19 protein-coding genes are annotated in these 16,587 nt (G+C 41.3%); 14 read left to right on the top strand and 5 right to left on the bottom strand.

The window, feature by feature from the left end; all coding sequences use genetic code 11:
- Positions 1 to 189: 189 nt before the first annotated feature.
- Positions 190 to 981 carry a LysM peptidoglycan-binding and 3D domain-containing protein gene (locus IEE86_RS02070; RefSeq protein WP_191095720.1) on the top strand — a complete coding sequence of 264 codons (792 nt, stop codon included), beginning with the start codon at positions 190 to 192 and terminating at the stop codon, positions 979 to 981.
- Between the two features lie 151 nt (positions 982 to 1,132).
- Here the strand turns inward: IEE86_RS02070 and IEE86_RS02065 are convergent, their stop codons facing one another.
- On the bottom strand, positions 1,133 to 1,645 hold the full coding sequence (locus IEE86_RS02065) for a GNAT family protein (protein WP_224740732.1): 513 nt from the start codon (positions 1,643 to 1,645) through the stop codon (positions 1,133 to 1,135).
- A 198-nt stretch (positions 1,646 to 1,843) separates the two neighbouring features.
- On the opposite strand from IEE86_RS02065, the gene IEE86_RS02060 reads away from it, so the two are divergent.
- From IEE86_RS02060 to prpB, 4 genes are all read left to right on the top strand, one after another.
- Positions 1,844 to 2,383, top strand: a complete 540-nt coding sequence (locus IEE86_RS02060; RefSeq protein ID WP_191095718.1) for a DUF420 domain-containing protein — start codon at positions 1,844 to 1,846, stop codon at positions 2,381 to 2,383.
- Between the two features lie 168 nt (positions 2,384 to 2,551).
- Entirely contained in the window at positions 2,552 to 3,694 is a 1,143-nt protein-coding gene (gene mmgD, locus IEE86_RS02055) for a citrate synthase (protein WP_191095717.1), read from the top strand.
- A gap of 4 nt (positions 3,695 to 3,698) precedes the next feature.
- Complete coding sequence (locus IEE86_RS02050) at positions 3,699 to 5,135, top strand: bifunctional 2-methylcitrate dehydratase/aconitate hydratase (RefSeq protein WP_191095716.1); 1,437 nt, start codon at positions 3,699 to 3,701, stop codon at positions 5,133 to 5,135.
- Between the two features lie 14 nt (positions 5,136 to 5,149).
- Entirely contained in the window at positions 5,150 to 6,067 is a 918-nt protein-coding gene (gene prpB / locus IEE86_RS02045) for a methylisocitrate lyase (RefSeq protein ID WP_191095715.1), read from the top strand.
- 88 nt (positions 6,068 to 6,155) lie between these two features.
- Here prpB and IEE86_RS02040 read toward each other — a convergent pair whose 3' ends face one another.
- Entirely contained in the window at positions 6,156 to 6,818 is a 663-nt protein-coding gene (locus tag IEE86_RS02040; protein WP_191095714.1) for a lysozyme family protein, read from the bottom strand.
- A 91-nt stretch (positions 6,819 to 6,909) separates the two neighbouring features.
- Entirely contained in the window at positions 6,910 to 8,241 is a 1,332-nt protein-coding gene (locus IEE86_RS02035) for an APC family permease (RefSeq protein WP_191095713.1), read from the bottom strand.
- Positions 8,242 to 8,428: 187 nt separating this feature from the next.
- Between IEE86_RS02035 and czrA the strand changes: the two genes are divergently transcribed.
- The gene (gene czrA / locus IEE86_RS02030; RefSeq protein WP_060697044.1) at positions 8,429 to 8,758 is read left to right on the top strand and encodes a Zn(II)-responsive metalloregulatory transcriptional repressor CzrA; all 330 of its coding nucleotides are present in this window, start codon (positions 8,429 to 8,431) and stop codon (positions 8,756 to 8,758) included.
- 33 nt (positions 8,759 to 8,791) lie between these two features.
- Here czrA and IEE86_RS02025 read toward each other — a convergent pair whose 3' ends face one another.
- The gene (locus tag IEE86_RS02025) at positions 8,792 to 9,316 is read right to left on the bottom strand and encodes a CcdC protein domain-containing protein (protein ID WP_191095712.1); all 525 of its coding nucleotides are present in this window, start codon (positions 9,314 to 9,316) and stop codon (positions 8,792 to 8,794) included.
- Between the two features lie 118 nt (positions 9,317 to 9,434).
- On the opposite strand from IEE86_RS02025, the gene IEE86_RS02020 reads away from it, so the two are divergent.
- The 7 genes from IEE86_RS02020 to IEE86_RS01990 all read left to right on the top strand — a co-directional run bounded on the left by IEE86_RS02020 (position 9,435) and on the right by IEE86_RS01990 (position 15,432).
- A complete protein-coding gene (locus IEE86_RS02020) occupies positions 9,435 to 10,355 on the top strand; it encodes a helix-turn-helix transcriptional regulator (RefSeq protein WP_191095711.1) in 921 nt (306 codons plus the stop codon).
- 66 nt (positions 10,356 to 10,421) lie between these two features.
- Positions 10,422 to 10,895 (top strand): GyrI-like domain-containing protein, encoded by a 474-nt coding sequence (locus IEE86_RS02015; RefSeq protein ID WP_191095710.1) that lies wholly within the window; start codon positions 10,422 to 10,424, stop codon positions 10,893 to 10,895.
- Positions 10,896 to 10,932: 37 nt separating this feature from the next.
- Positions 10,933 to 11,652 (top strand): MBL fold metallo-hydrolase, encoded by a 720-nt coding sequence (locus IEE86_RS02010; protein WP_191095709.1) that lies wholly within the window; start codon positions 10,933 to 10,935, stop codon positions 11,650 to 11,652.
- A gap of 3 nt (positions 11,653 to 11,655) precedes the next feature.
- Positions 11,656 to 12,228, top strand: coding sequence for a TetR/AcrR family transcriptional regulator (locus IEE86_RS02005; RefSeq protein ID WP_191095708.1), 573 nt, complete (start codon positions 11,656 to 11,658; stop codon positions 12,226 to 12,228).
- 136 nt (positions 12,229 to 12,364) lie between these two features.
- On the top strand, positions 12,365 to 13,246 hold the full coding sequence (locus IEE86_RS02000; protein WP_191095707.1) for a hypothetical protein: 882 nt from the start codon (positions 12,365 to 12,367) through the stop codon (positions 13,244 to 13,246).
- Positions 13,209 to 13,814 carry a DUF4166 domain-containing protein gene (locus IEE86_RS01995; RefSeq protein WP_191095706.1) on the top strand — a complete coding sequence of 202 codons (606 nt, stop codon included), beginning with the start codon at positions 13,209 to 13,211 and terminating at the stop codon, positions 13,812 to 13,814. The genes IEE86_RS02000 and IEE86_RS01995 overlap by 38 nt, the downstream gene beginning before the upstream one ends.
- Entirely contained in the window at positions 13,807 to 15,432 is a 1,626-nt protein-coding gene (locus tag IEE86_RS01990; RefSeq protein ID WP_191095705.1) for a YndJ family protein, read from the top strand. Before IEE86_RS01995 ends, IEE86_RS01990 begins: the two co-directional genes overlap by 8 nt.
- Here the strand turns inward: IEE86_RS01990 and IEE86_RS01985 are convergent.
- Positions 15,429 to 15,908, bottom strand: coding sequence for a hypothetical protein (locus IEE86_RS01985; protein ID WP_191095704.1), 480 nt, complete (start codon positions 15,906 to 15,908; stop codon positions 15,429 to 15,431). The two genes, IEE86_RS01990 and IEE86_RS01985, sit on opposite strands and share 4 nt — an antisense overlap.
- 269 nt (positions 15,909 to 16,177) lie before the next feature.
- On the opposite strand from IEE86_RS01985, the gene csaA reads away from it, so the two are divergent.
- Positions 16,178 to 16,510 (top strand): chaperone CsaA, encoded by a 333-nt coding sequence (gene csaA / locus IEE86_RS01980; protein ID WP_191095703.1) that lies wholly within the window; start codon positions 16,178 to 16,180, stop codon positions 16,508 to 16,510.
- The last annotated feature ends 77 nt before the right edge of the window (positions 16,511 to 16,587 follow it).

The raw sequence follows: 16,587 nt of genomic DNA, 5'->3' as shown, positions 1-16,587 counted from the left end.
ATCCTTTCAAAACCTTGATATGGCGGGTAATCGAGCTGTTTTATGGGCTGATTTACCAATGGAGAGAGATGTTTCATGTAAAGGAACTGTAACCTAAAACATATCGTTTTGTTATTGAAATGACATTTACATATGTTACGATAGCACTCGTTAGCCGCCATAAAAAGCTAACAAGGGAGGATTTACTTTATGAAGAAGACTATTATGTCCTTGGTTGCTGTTGCAGCAATCTCAACAACAGCATTTGGAGCGCAGCAAGCTTCTGCAAAGGAAATCACTGTGAAGAAAGGTGATACACTTTGGGGAATCTCTCAAAAAAATGATGTGTCTCTAAAGGACCTAAAGGGTTGGAACAATTTATCTACTGATATGATCTATGTAGGTGATAAATTGACAATCTCTTCAAAAGAGAAAACTCAGGAGCAGTATAAAATCCAGAAGGGGGACAGCCTCTGGAAAATCGCTCAAAAATTCAATGTGTCAATTAGCGATCTTAAGTCTTGGAATAACTTAAACTCAGATATAATTGTGACTGGTACAACACTCAGTGTTGCAGGTCAAGCTTCAGCTCCGGTAAGCTCAGAGCCTGTTCAAAAACAGGCACCTGTCCAAAAAGAGCAAACAACGAAAAAAGCTGCTCCTAAAAAGGAAACAGCTAAAGCAGAATCATCTTCTGCTAGTCAAAGTGTTCAAAAAGAAATGACTGTAACAGCTACGGCTTATACAGCAAATGATGGTGGCATCTCAGGTATCACTGCAACAGGGGTAAACTTAAACAAAAACCCGAATGCAAAAGTCATTGCAGTAGATCCTAATGTCATTCCACTAGGAAGTAAGGTTTATGTTGAAGGCTACGGTGAAGCCATCGCAGCAGATACTGGCGGCGCAATTAAAGGTAATAAAATTGATGTACACGTACCAAACAAATCCCAAGCGAAAAATTGGGGCGTAAAATCAGTTAAAGTAAAAGTACTTAACTAGTAGTCTATTGTATTTTGGAAGAAAGCATCAGGTGGCGGCCTGATGCTTTTATTATACCTTTTTTTGGTCAAAAATACACATATTTTTCAGAAAAATTTGCATTTTCGACAAAAACCAGCGCTTATCTTATTATACACGCTGGTTTTTGTCGTTAGCTGTCCACCCAATAAATTTCTCCACTTTGTTCTTTCCAATTGATTTGAACTTCAAATTGATGCTTTTCATAAAAATGAATCAAGCGGTCCACGTGATTCCAGTCTCTTTTCACGAGATCACCAGTAATGACTGGAATGTTCTGTTCTCTTGCGATTTCTTTTAAATGCTTCATACAGATTGAGCCGTAACCATTGTCTGGGGGCCCTTTAATATCAGCAATATGAATCTTTCCTTCTTCAGGATATTCCGCAATTAAGGAAAAATCAGATTTTCCACGAAAAGCTTTTTCACAATCGCTTAACATGATTTTACATGTATCAGCACTTTCAATGGCAGAGACGATCATCCATTCATCTTCTTTCGCTTGATCGATGCCAATGATCTTTGCTTTTTTTGAAATATCTTTCATATTTTCTTGCATTCGATACATTTGGAATTGCAATTGCTGTAATTCTTGCTCTAATGTCTTCACATCTTTGGTTGTTTCCTGTAAGATTGACAAGTCCATTGCTCCTTTCTTATAAGAGATCATAAAAACCACACAAATTCCCATTCTAAAGGAAGTGGATCGATCTTTCAAGCTAGTAGAATGCAGGCAATCGGCAAGTTTGTCTAAAATTCGACGAAGATAGCGAATTCATTGACTTTATAGAGAAAGTTAAATAACATACTCTTAGTCGGAACTAATAAAGAGAGGTTTTCAAACATGAAAGAACAGAATCAAAAACCGAAAAATTTCACCGGCATTGTTGTCTTTTTAACAATTGCCATAAACGGATTAATTGCTTTATTATTTTTCATGCCAAAAACAGATAAATTTAGTCATCTGGATATCACATTTCTGCCGTTACTCAATGCTGTGATGAATAGCTTTACGTTTATCTTTTTACTTTCAGCACTCATCATGATTAAACAAAAGAACATTAAAGCGCATAGACGATTTATCTTTGCTGCTTTTTCCACAACACTGGTCTTTTTAATTTCGTATGTAACGTATCATGCAATGGCAGCTGATACCCACTTCGGGGGAGAAGGGATCATTCGTCCGATCTACTTCTTTATATTAATTACACATATCGTGTTATCTGCCGTCATTGTGCCGCTTGCACTGATTACACTATTTAGAGGCGCACAGATGCAAGTCGAGCGTCACCGTAAAATTGCCAGGTGGACAATGCCGCTTTGGCTCTATGTCAGTCTAACTGGCGTCATTGTGTATATCATGATTTCACCTTATTACAGCTAACGTATGTCCAATCGGACATACGTTCTTTTATTTACAAGATGAAGCGCTTTGGATAAAATGGGAATTGGGTATCCGGCTTGCACGGTATCTTCCCATCTGTAGAACCACATCATTTCTGGCCGTTTGCTCGTTTGGAGAACAACAATTGAACGAAACGGGGGTTATATGATGACTGAACAATTGCAGTATAAACCGGGGCTTGAAGACATTGTGGCAAGCGAAACGTCTATTTCATACTTAGATGTGCAGCAAGAAGAAATTGTGATTCGCGGTTATGACCTCATCGAATTAGCACAACACAAGACATATCTAGAAACAGCCTATCTGCTTATTTACGGAAGATTACCAGATGCTATGGAGCATCACCAATTTCAGCAAGACATCTCCTCACAAACCAACTTACATCCAACCATTCAAACCATTTTGACAAAGCTACCAAAATCCACTCACCCCATGGATGCCATGAGAACGTGCTTATCTGCTCTTAGTGGGTACGATGACGCATTACATGATCGATCAGAAGCGTGCCAGCAAAGGCGTGCAGTTCGATTACTGGGTCAGCTGCCGGTCATTGTTGCTGGAAGCTATCATATTCTCGCAAAAGACGCCGCTATTTCTCCAGATCAGACCAAATCCTACACTGAAAACTTTTTAGCCATGCTAACTGGCCGCACCCCGACACAAGACGAAATCACCGCTTTTGACCAAACACTCACGTTATATAGTGAACATGAGCTGCCTAATTCAACGTTTGCTGCTAGGGTTATTGCATCCACTCATTCTGACATGTATGGCGCCTTTACCGGAGCGATCTCTTCATTGAAAGGGGACTTACACGGAGGAGCGAATGAAGCTGTTATGCACATGCTTCTCGAAGGAAAAACAACAGAAGGTTTCCTTGCGCTCATTGAACGAAAATTAGCCGCAAAAGAAAAAATGATGGGCTTTGGCCACAGGGTATACATGAGAAAAATGGACCCAAGAGCCGCTCTTTTAAAACAATCATTGAAAACGCTTACGGAATCGAAGGGAGATACAACGCTATATGACATGTGTGTAGCCGGCGAGGCATACATGAAAGAGAAGAAAAACCTCTATCCAAACCTTGATTATTATGCAGCACCTATATATTACGTGCTTGGGATTCCTATCTCCCTTTATACACCGATTTTCTTTGCTGCAAGAGCAAGCGGGTTAGCTGCCCATGTCATAGAACAGCATTTGCACAATCGTATTTTTAGACCGAGAGTTCGATATTTAGGGCCAAGAGGATTAAAGGTTTCACATGATGATGGAAAAACGGGGGAATGAGAACATGAATAAAACAGCAGTAGCCAATCAAACAGATCAGCTATTAGAAGAAATCGCAGTCTATGCAGTGGACGGAGAAATTACGAGCAAAGAGGCAATTGAAACAGCGCGCTATGTGCTCATGGACACGCTCGGCTGCGGAATGCTTGCGCTCAATTTTCCAGAATGCACGAAGCACCTCGGGCCGATTGTTCCTGGAACAGTTGTGCCTAACGGAGCAAGAGTGCCTGGCACTTCGTTTGTGCTAGATCCTGTTCAAGCGGCTTTTGATATAGGATGTATGATTCGCTGGTTAGATTATAACGACACATGGCTTGCACAGGAGTGGGGACATCCGTCTGATAACCTAGGCGGAATCTTAGCTGTAAGTGACTATATCAGCAGAACGCGGCTTGCAAATGGAGAAGAGCCGCTTTCAATGAATGATGTACTGCATGCGATTGTAAAGGCTCATGAAATTCAAGGTGTGCTTGCTTTAGAAAATTGTTTGAATCGAAATGGCTTGGATCATGTTTTATTTGTCAAGGTGGCGACAAGTGCAGTCGTTTGTGCGATGCTTGGCGGAACGAAGGAAGAAGTGCAGCATGTTTTATCGCAAGCCTTTGTTGACAACTCTCCGCTTAGAACGTACCGCCACGCCCCGAACACAGGGTCAAGGAAATCATGGGCAGCAGGAGATGCAACAAGCCGCGGGGTGAGACTGGCAATGATGACGCTGAAAGGGGAAATGGGCTATCAAACACCACTCAGTGCAGAAAAGTGGGGGTTCGAAGATGTTTTAATGAAAGGAAAAGCGCTCACACTTGCCCAGCCACTTGGGTCATATGTGATAGAAAATGTACTTTTTAAAATTGCTTATCCAGCAGAGTTTCATGCGCAAACTGCCGCTGAGGCGGCTGTTATTCTACATGACGCGGTAAAAGACCGTTTAGATGAGATTGACAGGATAGAAATTACGACACATGAATCAGCCATTCGAATTATTGATAAAAAAGGACCGCTCTACAACCCGGCAGACCGTGATCATTGCTTGCAATATATTACGGCCATTGGGTTAATCTATGGTGAACTGACAGCTGATCATTATGAAGAAGAAACGGCACAGAATCCGCTCATTGACCGTCTGCGTGATCAAATGGTTGTGAAAGAAGAGAAACGTTATACAGAAGACTATTTAGACCCGAAAAAAAGATCGATTGCAAACTGTGTTCAAATTTTCTTTAAAGACGGGACAATGACAGACCGAATCGAAATTGAATATCCGCTAGGTCATCGCAGAAGAAGGCAGGAAGGGATCCCGCTGCTTGAAAAGAAATGGGTGTATCATTTGAAGACAAGATTTCCACAAAAACAAGTCGATCAAATTGTGTCACTCTGCCAAAATCCAAATCAATTAAAAACAACGACCGTACCAGCATTTATGGACTTATTCGTGATATAAAAGGGGGAACTAGCGTGTGGATCGTGAATGATGAAACGAGTCAAGCTGATTTAGCCGCAGCTTTTAAAGAGCAAATGCACAAATCCGCTTTATTTCAAATCCCAGGCGTTCACGATGGAATGTCTGCGCTCTATGCGAAAAAAATGGGCTTTCAAGGGCTCTATTTATCAGGTGCCGCTTTTTGCGCGAGCAAAGGACTTCCTGACCTCGGCATGATCCATTCAACAGAAATGGCTGAAAAAGCGAAGGAAATCATTCGCGCTTCCCAGCTGCCGCTTTTGGTAGATATGGATACTGGTTATGGCGGTGTATTAAATGCAGCAAGGGCGGCAAAGGAAATGGTTGAGAGTAAGGTGGCGGCTGTTCAAATCGAAGATCAGCAAATGCCGAAGAAATGCGGACATTTAAACGGGAAGTCACTTGTTCCAGTAGAAGAGATGATCGCGAAAATCAAAGCGATCAAACAAGCGGCTCCTACACTTCTCGTCATCGCAAGAACGGATGCGAAGTCAGTAAACGGGATGGAGGATGTGATTCAGCGGGCTAATTTCTATCTAGAAGCAGGAGCAGATGCCATTTTTCCTGAGGCGCTGATCACAGCAGAAGATTTCACGTATGCTTCAAACAATATAAAAGGGCCGCTCCTTGCAAACATGACGGAGTTTGGCAAGACGCCTTATTATCATACAGACGAATTTTCTGTGTTTGGCTTTCAAATGGTCATTTACCCTGTGTCATCACTCAGAGTCGCAGCAAAGGCGTATGAGCGTTTATTTCAAGAAATCATGGAAAAGGGAACGCAGCAGGGAATGCTGAAGGACATGCAAACGAGAAAAGAGCTATATGAAACGATTCATTATGATGAATATGAAGAAATGGATCAGCATTTAGCGAAAACGATCCTGCCGGAAATTGGGAAGGAACATTCATAAAATGAAAAGAAGAAAAAGGGCTAAAATAAAGATCATTTTAGCCCTTTGTCAACAATTTGAAGCACCTTCTGATTGGAAGTGCTTTTTTTTACGATGATGGTGTGGATGATGAAGCCAATTTCATCTTTTCTTCAACTGTTTTCGTTTTTTCTTTTACTTTTTCAGCATAAGTGAAATCACCGTAACAATACGGATAGCGGAAGTTATCTTTGTTGCCCCCGCACGTATAAACTTCGGGGTTTCGTTTCACTTGCTTTTTGGAGTATTGCTTTGCCAATTTCTCGGAATGTTTTCCCCCGTTTTTTGCAACAAAATCAATATAGCCGATTCCCATGTTATAGCTTTGAATAATGGTTTCCAAATCAACGCCTTTTTTCTTTCCATGCTTGTACATGGTTGAAAAATGATGGATTCCTTGTTTAATGCTTTTCTGAGGGTCATTGATTTCATTTCGTTTCAAACCAAGAGATTCAGAGGACTGCATTGGATCTCCGCCTCTGCCTTTTGATTCTTGATACATCATACCGAGGATTAATGCGGTATATTGATCTAAATCTTGATCTCTTAACTCTGTTTCTACAAGCGGTTTGTAATCATCCAGTCTCGACAAAACAATTGATTCCGTATCAATCGGCAGCTTTTTTAACTCCTTTTGATTAAAGGAAATGACAATGGCTGCGAATACGCAAACAAACAGAAAAATCGTGAAACAGCCTGAAATGGCAAAACATCCTGTCTTTTTCTTTTTCAAGGTCAGTTCACCCCTGTTTTGCCCCGCTTTTAAAAGGGAAGTACAGCCTTTTTATTATGCCACATCCTGCACCGGATACCAAGTGAAAACCTTATGATCCATCATATCCAAATGTAAATTCGGGTCTTGTTTTCAGCCTGTAGCAGAAATAAAGGAAACCGATAATAAGCCAGCCCATTCCAATGATTAATGCATTTGGGCTGATGCTTGTTAACAGCCAAATACAAAAGACTGTTCCGCATAGAGGGATCATTGCATATCTCAATGTGTTCAGAACACCTCTTTGTTTTTGTCTAACGAAATAATATGCAAAAACAGACACGTTCACAAAAGTGAATCCAATCAATGCCCCGAAACTGATAAACGAATAAATGACTTCAAGTTCACCAATAACAGCGGTTAAAGAGAAAACACCAATTAATAAAATATTAAATACAGGGGTTTTGAATGTCGGATGAATATAACCGAAGAAACGTTTCGGTAACGACTCATCTCTTCCCATTGCATAGAGCAGTCTTGCTGCGCTCGCGTGAGATGATAAGGAGGAAGAGATGACAGCGACCATTGTGCCAGCTAAAAAGAACGAGTGGAGAAATGCCCCACCTACAAATTCTGCAATTTCAAGTGAGGCCGCATCTGGATGCTTGAACTGCTGGAAATTTGGAAACACCTGCTGCAAAAAATATGAGGTGAGGGTAAACAGAACACCTCCAATAGCAACTGTCAAAAAAATCGCAAGAGGGATTGTTCTTTTTGGCTTAATGGTTTCCTCCGACATAGTCGAAATCGCATCAAATCCTAGAAAAGAAAAACATAAAATGGTCGCCCCTGAAAAAATAAGCGCCGGATCTAAGCTCGCTGAATAAAAGGGTCGCGCTGACAATAATTCTCCACTGCCTGCGTTTTGCGTGAGTCCATAAATAATAAACCCAACAAAGGTGACGGCGACAATGACCTGAAAGGTAACAAATAGCGCAGTAATGTTGGCTGTAAGACGAATACCGATTACATTGACAGTCGTTATGGCGATAGCAAGTATGATGATCCAAATGTAATGAGGTACATCTGGAAAGGCTGCGGTTAAATAAGCACTTCCGATTGCAAAATTCACCATAGGCAAAAATAAATAATCCAGCAAAAGCGTCCAGCCTACAAGGAAGCCGACGTGAGGATGAATACTTTTTTGCGCGTATGTATAAGCAGATCCCGCTTTTGGAAAAGCCTTCACCATATTCCCATAGCTAAGCGCTGTCAATAGTAATGCTAGTAAAGTAAATATATAAGCTGCAGCTACGTGTCCTTTCGTCAGCTGAGCAACAATGCCGTATGAATCAAATACGACAAGTGGATCCATATAAGCAAGCCCGATCACAACAAGTGGAAAGACAGTCAGGCTGCGTTTTAGTCTTGGCTCTTCAGTCAATTTGCCTATCAGCTCCTCTAAAAAAATGAATAAATAATGCTCATTTTAAAAAGAATGCTACCAAGTGTCAATGCTATTTGAATAAATCTTTTCTCAGAGGGTGTGTAAGCTTTGCACGCCGCACGTTTTGTTATATGATGATACATAGAATAAGTCGTGAATTGACTGACAAGAAAGGTGAAGCAAAATGAAGGAAGAATTGAATACAAATCAAGAACAGGAGCGGATGGAGCTGGACGAAGAAAGTCTATTTCTTGTCTCCCAAACATTTAAAGCCTTATCTGATCCGACACGTATTCGTATCCTGCACCTGCTGTCTCAAGGTGAACACTCGGTAAATGATATAGCGGAGACATTGGACCTCATGCAATCAACCGTTTCTCATCAGTTGCGCTTTTTAAAAAACCTTCGTCTTGTGAAATCTAGACGAGCAGGGACCTCGATTTTTTACAGTCCTGAAGATCAGCATGTGATGGAAGTGCTTGAACAAATGATTCACCATGCGCAGCATGATTGATAAAAACCTTCCTATTTTCGTATAGGAAGGTTTTTATACATGATGCACATGCGTCGATCGTTTACTTGCTTTCATCATGTGATAAGAAAAAACAATATAGTAAGTAGCTAAAAGAAAGAAGCTGAGCATGGTCATGGCATCATTGCTCACAATATGCTGATACAGTTCAACGACACCAATCTTCGTCAACGAATGGTTCGTCAGCTCACCCAGCTTAAAACTAAGTCTAGATAAAAATAAGCATAAAATGAAGCTTTCAATCCATTTACTCGTTTTCACATAAAGACGGCCATTTTCCTCTTTCATGCGGATCGTCTCATAGGCATGAACGGCCAGACTGCTTCCAAAGAGCGTACCAATAGCGGCATAGATGAAAATGCTGTGATTTTGCCAGCCTTCTGATAGGAGAATAAGGGCAGTGAGTCCAAATACATACATTCTCATCAAAAGACTGATCGGGCGCACAAGCTGATAGCGTCTCATTCGATTCATTCGAAAGATGATGCAGATCACTATAATGCCCCCAATTATGAATAACTGCCACACGTGATGTGTCATGATGCAACCTCCTCCTGCATGTGCAGGGATGTAAACGAATGCTGGCTGTTACTTATCTTTACCATTCTTTCTTTTTTTATCAAATCAAAACCTACATTTATGAAAAAGAGGAAAAGACATGAAAATCGATCGCATTTTGTCTATTGTGATGGTGCTTATTAGCAAGAAGCAAGTACAAGCGAAAGACCTTGCTGAACTCTATGAGGTGAGCGTGAGGACCATTTATCGTGATATTGATACCATCAATCAAGCCGGGATTCCAGTTGTGACAACGCAAGGAGCAGGCGGAGGCATTTCACTTGTGGACGACTATCGTCTAGAGAAAAAATTATTCACCGATGATGACATTGAGCTTATTTTAACAGCCCTTGAAAGCATGACGAGTGCCTACTCCTTTAAAGAAAGTGAGCATGTACTGAAAAAAATCAAATCCTTGATTCCGCCACATACCGATGAAAGCGAAAAACAGCATCATGTCTTCATTGATTTGAGCTCCTGGGGAAAAGACAGTCAGGCAGAGAAGAAGCTCCAGCTCATACATACAGCTGCCTTAGCGCACCAATACATTCAGTTCACCTATCGTAATGCGAAAGGTGAAACACTTCCACGGAAGGTGGAGCCTTATACGCTCGTCTTAAAAGGAAGACATTGGTATTTGTATGCATTTTGTTGTATGAAGAAAGCCTTTCGTCTGTTCAAACTCACAAGAATGACAGACCTCATCACCATTTCAGGTTATTTCCAACCGAAAAGAGTCAAAAACGAGGAGAAGCCTTGGAATGACTCTTGGCACGAAGAACCTTCAGCTACCACACTTACGCTAAGGTTAACGGAAGCATCAGTGGGCAAAGTGAAGGAATGGGTGGATGAGAACGAATGGATCGTATGTTCAGACGGAACCTATCTTGCAACCATCACCGTGCCTCAAGATGATTGGTTATATAGTTTTCTATTCTATTTAGGCCCAGATGTGGACATTATCTCACCGCAGCATATCCAAGAAGCTTTTGAATTCCAGTTGAAACAATTTTACAAATGAAAAGGAACTTGACACAGTGTTGTCAGGTTTCTTTTTATATGATGGAAAAAAAGGAGATGAGAATGTATGTACGATATCGTGACATTACAGAAACAATGGATTAAAGGGTTGTCTATTCGAACAACGAACGAAATGGAGCGAACAAAAGAGCGAAAAATTGCCCCTCTTTGGGAGCAATTTTTCGCGCAGCAGCTTCATGGAGGACAAGCTCCAGTGATAGGTCTTTATTCAGATTATGAAAAAGATGAAAATGGCTCTTATTTGTTTACAGCGGGACAACTCGTGAATCAGCATACTGAGCAGGCAATAGAGATTCCTGCGTCTGCCTACGCAAGATTTCGAACGAGAAAGGGACCGATTGAAGAGGTAGTGCTTGAAACATGGCAGCAGATTTGGAAGTGGGATCAGCGTCATTTCCGCACATATACGGGCGATTTTGAATGGTATGACGAGAGATCAATTGATCCAAAAGAAGCACAAATTGATATTTATATTACGGTTGATGAAAAAATAGTTGCTAAAACTAATCACATTAGTTAATATAAAACTAACGACATTAGTTTTAGGAGGACACATGATGAGATTGACAACTTTTGACCGCCTGCACCAGCTCACATTGATGCCGCGACTATTTCCGGTAAATTGTTATGTATTTGAGGAAGAGGATGGACTGATATTAATTGATGCGGCTTTGAAAATGGCAGCCAATTCGATCATCGATTTTGCCCGCAAAAAGAACAAGCCAATTGAAAAGATTATTCTTACTCATAGTCATATGGATCATATCGGAGCATTAGATGAAGTCAAAAAGGCTTTTCCAGAGGCAATTGTCTATTTATCAAAACGCGATGCCCGCCTTTTTGCTGGTGACTTTTCCCTCCTGCCTGATGAGCCTCAGCAAAAAATCAAAGGCAGTTTTTCGAAAGACATTCTCACAAAACCGGATATGCTTGTCGAAGAAGGGGATGAGATTGGGCCGTTTAAAGTCATTGCTACACCAGGACATACACCTGGAAGCATTTCTTTATACGATGAAAGGTCAGAAGTTCTCATTACAGGAGATGCACTTGTGACAAAAGGCGGTTTATCTGTAACGGGTGAGTTTCGTTTGACCTTCCCGTTCCCGGCTTTTGCTACTTGGGATGCAGAAACAGCACTCAAAAGTGCTAAAAAATTGCTGGCCCTCCGCTTATCCTGTCTTGCAGCAGGACATGGTGATCTTATCACGGGGCCTCATGCAAAGCTTCAAGCTGCCATCGCAAAAAGGGAGCATCAATTAAAGAAAAGGGGGCGGTAAACCGTGTCTCCAAGAATGGGTATCACGCAAGAAAAAATCATGGATACAGCTGCTGCATTTGTTGATGAAGAGGGCTATTCTGCTTTGACAATTGCTACATTATCTAAACGACTGAACATCAGGCCGCCCTCACTTTACAATCATGTATCTGGTCTTCAAGAGATTCAAGCGGCTCTCGCAGTCAAGGGACTGTCAATGCTTTGTGAGGAAGGAATACAGGTAACGGAAAGGCTAGAAAAAGAAGCCGCCGTTTTAGCCTTCGCAAGACAATATGTTCGATTTCTCCGAGAACATCCCGGTCTTTATGAAGCCGCCTTTTCACATATGAATGAGAAAGAAGTCGGTATTGCTGCCGAACGCCTTGCTGAGTTCGTCCAATCCTTGATGTCACCATTTGGTGTAAAAGAAGAGGATATGACGCATGTAGTAAGGGGACTTAGAAGCTTACTGCACGGCTTTGGAGATATTTCAAATAAAAAGGGGTTTCAACGAAAAGAACAGCTTGAAGATAGTGTGAGTTATGCGGTTCGTCTTTATATCGCAGGCATAAAGAAGCAAGAAGATCTGTCTCACTGACAGGTCTTTTTTATGTATCTAATCGGTATCATAAAGGGGTGGTCTTTTGAAACAAAAAATCAATAAAGAATTGACAGTTTTGTGAAACATGATATGCTTGTTATGTGAAATAATTCACATAGAGGAGTAGAGGCAGATGAAAAGAAAGCCTGTTTATGTGGAAACAACCATTCATGCACCTATAGAGAAAGTATGGGAATATACGCAAAATCCAAAGCTGCATGAACAGTGGGATTTGCGATTTTCAACCATTTCATTAAATGGACCTAGAGACGAACAGCCTCAATCCTTTTTGTATGAAAAACATCTTGGATTCGGCATAAGTGTGACAGGGACAGGAGCGTATCGCACAAGAACAATGGATGAGCGCAATGAAAGAGTATCGTCGCTCAAATTCCAATCGTCACATCCCTTATCTTTCATTAAAGAAGGCGGCGGCTATTGGAAGTACATGAAAACGAACGATCACATTGTGTTTCAAACTCAATTTGATTATGAAACGAAAGAAGGACAAGGGTGGAAATGGGCAGACCGGTTCTTTTTTCGGCCAATGATGGGCTTTATGACCGCCTTTAGTTTTGGTGCATTAAAGACGTGGATCGAAAAGGGAACACACCCCCGGTTGTTACTAGAGAGAACTCTTGCTCATTACGGGATTTGTTTACTGTTTGCTATCGTCTGGCTATGCCAAGCGATCATTCCTTTTTCACATTCTGCTTTTGATCATAGCCCCTGGTTTCGATTGTTTTATGGTCTTTTAGGCGTTTCATGGCTCGTTCCCAAGCGATCAAAGAAATATGTCTTCATGCTGCAAAGTATTTTTCTTCTCATCATGCTTTGTATAAGGATCCTATCTCCAGAAATGACCCTTCATGAGCCACTTGTGTTGAGTGCATTTTTCATCTTGTCCATTGCAGGAATGATGAATTTAAAAGATTGTGTAGATGTATTTTCGATCAAACGAAAAAGGGGAGGAAGGCATGGTCGTTCATCGTCATCAAGTAAAAGATTACGATAAGCTGCATCCGAAACTAAAAGAGCGGTACAACCGCGCGTTTACTGCTGAAGGCATCATGGAGGAAATAGGCGGCGGGACGAGGCTCATTCGATTTATGTTTAGAATAGGTCCATTGTTTCGCTGTTTTTTCCATGAGAGAGGGAAAAACATTCCCTTTCGAATTGTTAATGAGCCCTTTATGACAAGTAAGGGAGAGGAAGGAATGCACTGGTTTCGTACGTTTTATTTCCCAAAGAAGGAACGACACTTTGATGCAGATATGATCATTGACGAGAAAAGTCATCAAGTACTAGACTATTTTGGGAAGCCTAGGCTTCTTATGTCAGAGCTTCATTTTACAGTAACAAAGCAAGGCTTCTTACATATTCAATCCGGCCGGCAGAAGTTTTTGATGTTAGGAGGAGAGTGGCCGTTGCCTTCATGGCTTTATGGTGTATCAGATGTCACGGAGGGCTACGACGAGCAAACAGGTGAGTATACCATTCATGTGCATGTGAAAAATCGCCTCTTTGGAACTCTTTTTACCTATAAGGGCCGGTTTCATGAAAGGGTGTCTCATGATGAATAAATGGCATTTGGCATCAAGCCTCATCTTCATGTCTTTTTTTCTCGCTATCCGTTTGATGACAGGTCCGATAGCAGAGTTCTTTGTTCTTCTGGCGATTTTGTTTTTTCTTCCCGCTGTAATACACTTTTTCGATCAGGAAGAGAAAAAGCGGCAGCAGGAGGTACTGATCGGCTTTATCATGAAAGCCTTTCCAGTTGCTGCTCTTTGTGCAACGGGTGCATTCATCTATCATTCTGCTTGGCTTGCAGCGGGATGGCTTTTTTATACCATCATACTGGCGTTATTTGGCTTCGCTCGTTTGTTGAAAAGAGGAACCTTTCCACTGCATGAGCTGATGATAGATGGTGCGTTTATATATATCGCTTTAGGCGGACTTTGGTTTTGGCTGTACACAGCAGATATACAAGTGATGACATTTTCACCACTTATTGTTCTTTTGACTGCTATTCATTTTCATTACTCCGCTTTTTTCATCCCGATTTTTTATGGGTTATTAGGGAGACAGCGGAAAACAGAGACGGTTTTATACAAAGCGGGCGGGTGGGTGATGTTGCTGTCTCCTGTGATGATTGCTGCTGGGATTAGCTTCTCCCGTCTGTTTGATACGTTCAGCGTCATCCTTTATGTGATCGCACTCTATCTGTATGGCATCCTGTGTATGAAAACAAGATTTCGATCAACTGTGGCTAAAGGGCTGGTTGTGTTTTCTAGCTGCGTGTTAATGGGAACGATCGTATTATCTCTTCTTTATTCCGCTGGTATGCTCATGCGCGTGACCTACATCAGTATTGATCAAATGATTTGGTTTCATGGCAGTATCAACGCATGTTTTGTTATTTTACCAGGTCTGATAGGGTGGCTGATCGAAAGGCCAGCTGATCGATTAAAAAGTAATCATTTTCCGATTTCGAGGGTACACGGCCGCTTTCATTTGATCTCTTTTCAAAATGAAAGAATGCTTGATCAGGAGAAGGTCGGTTTAGTAGATTCACTTGAAGAATTAAATGGAGAGTCGTTTTCAGCTGAAAGGGTGTCACCGGTAATTCGCAGATTTTATGAAAATCCCATGGCATTTACGTTAAAAGCAGCGGTATGTTTTCATTGGTGGGTGAGACCGTTTGTCTTTTTACTTCAACCAGCTTTTAAAAAAATAGGTCAGCTGTATTTGGGGGTATCCCGGATTCCATATCAAATGAAGGGGAGTCTGTGTCGATTTCAACACCCTAAGGAAGAAAGAGAGAATGTGCGTGCGTGGATTCGTCACAATGAGAAGGGCGAGCAAGTCTTTTTTGCGCTTTATGCTCATCATCACGATGCAGATGCGGGTTATATGAATATTGCGCTGCCGCTTCCGTATTCACAGCTTACCGCCATTTTAAAACCTGTTAATGAGCAGGAAGACTTTCTATTAAAAAGCACATGTCCAAAAGGCAGTACCGGTGATGAAGGATTGTATTTGCATACGCCTTTTATCACCATGAAACTGCCAATGGAAGAAAGCTTTCATATGAAACCAGAGACAGAAAAAAGTCTCACAGCGTTTCATCAAATGAAGCTTTTCGGTATTCCTTTTTTAACAATTCATTACGATATTCACAGTGAAAGTCATTCATCTTAGTCAATGATGTCACATGGTTCACCGTGCCGAATGATGTTCACAATCGCTTGCCCGTCACTCGGATGATGATCTGCATACTGTACTGGCAGCAGCGCAAAAAATACATAGTAGACTGAGAAGTAAGCAAATTGATAGAAAAATTGATGTTCTGGCAGGAAATCATTGGCGATCATCGTATTCAGTATGAGAACACTGAGCAGGTTGCATAATGATCCGCCTAAGTAGACAAGAATGTGCGACAATCGGTTATTTTTCCTCATTTCTTCATAATGGCAAAATGCATCTAGAAAATAGATTCGTCTAATTTCAACGACGCCTACTTTCAATACTTTTTTGCCTCTGCCAAGAGCAAAGGAAACCTTTGCGCCAAACATCCATGCGACCATAATATGGCCTAGCTGATGCAGGATGGCAACGATAGGAAGAATGACGAAAAACGACCAGCAAAACGTCCACATATCTGATAATGTAAACAAGTGTTAACCCTCCCTGAAATATTCGAGAGGAAGCAGTAGGATTATTTGCCATTTTACAGAATTCATTTTCAAGATGCAAACATTTAATAGACTACAATAAATTGATTATGTAAACTAAAGGGTGATATTGCCGCTACATCAACTTTTTGAACTCGATTACCTGGCAAATTGGATGTGCTACAATAGAGAAATCAACAAGAGATTAGTCGCCATCTAGCAGATGAGGAATTGAGTGCATGTATCTTTAAATGAAAAGGAGAGAGATTCATATGGCAGATATTGAACAGTTTTTGGCGTTAGATATTCGTGTCGGGACCATCATTGAAGCAGCATTTTTTGCAGAAGCCAGAGTACCTGCACTGAAACTAAAGATAGATTTTGGTGACGATATTGGGCTAAAGCAATCCAGTGCTCAGCTGACAAAGCGTTATACGGCTGAGAATCTCATCGGCAAACAAATCGTAGCCGTCGTTAATTTCCCGCCAAGAAGAATTGCAGGATTCAAATCAGAGGTGCTTGTCTTAGGAGGCATGCCGTCGAAAGAAGACGTTGTCTTGCTTTCTACAGATGAGCCGGTTGAAAATGGGACGAAAATAGGATAAGAAAAAAGACATCTTCAACAGAAGATGTCTTTTGCGTATTGAGGCGGAATAACCACACGCCACATTCGTGTGTGTCT

The sequence above is a fragment of the Bacillus crepusculi genome (assembly GCF_014764715.1).
Lineage (GTDB): Bacteria > Bacillota > Bacilli > Bacillales > Bacillaceae > Bacillus.
The sequence above is the reverse complement of the archived record's forward strand: the minus strand, read 5'-3'. Positions and strand labels throughout refer to the sequence as shown.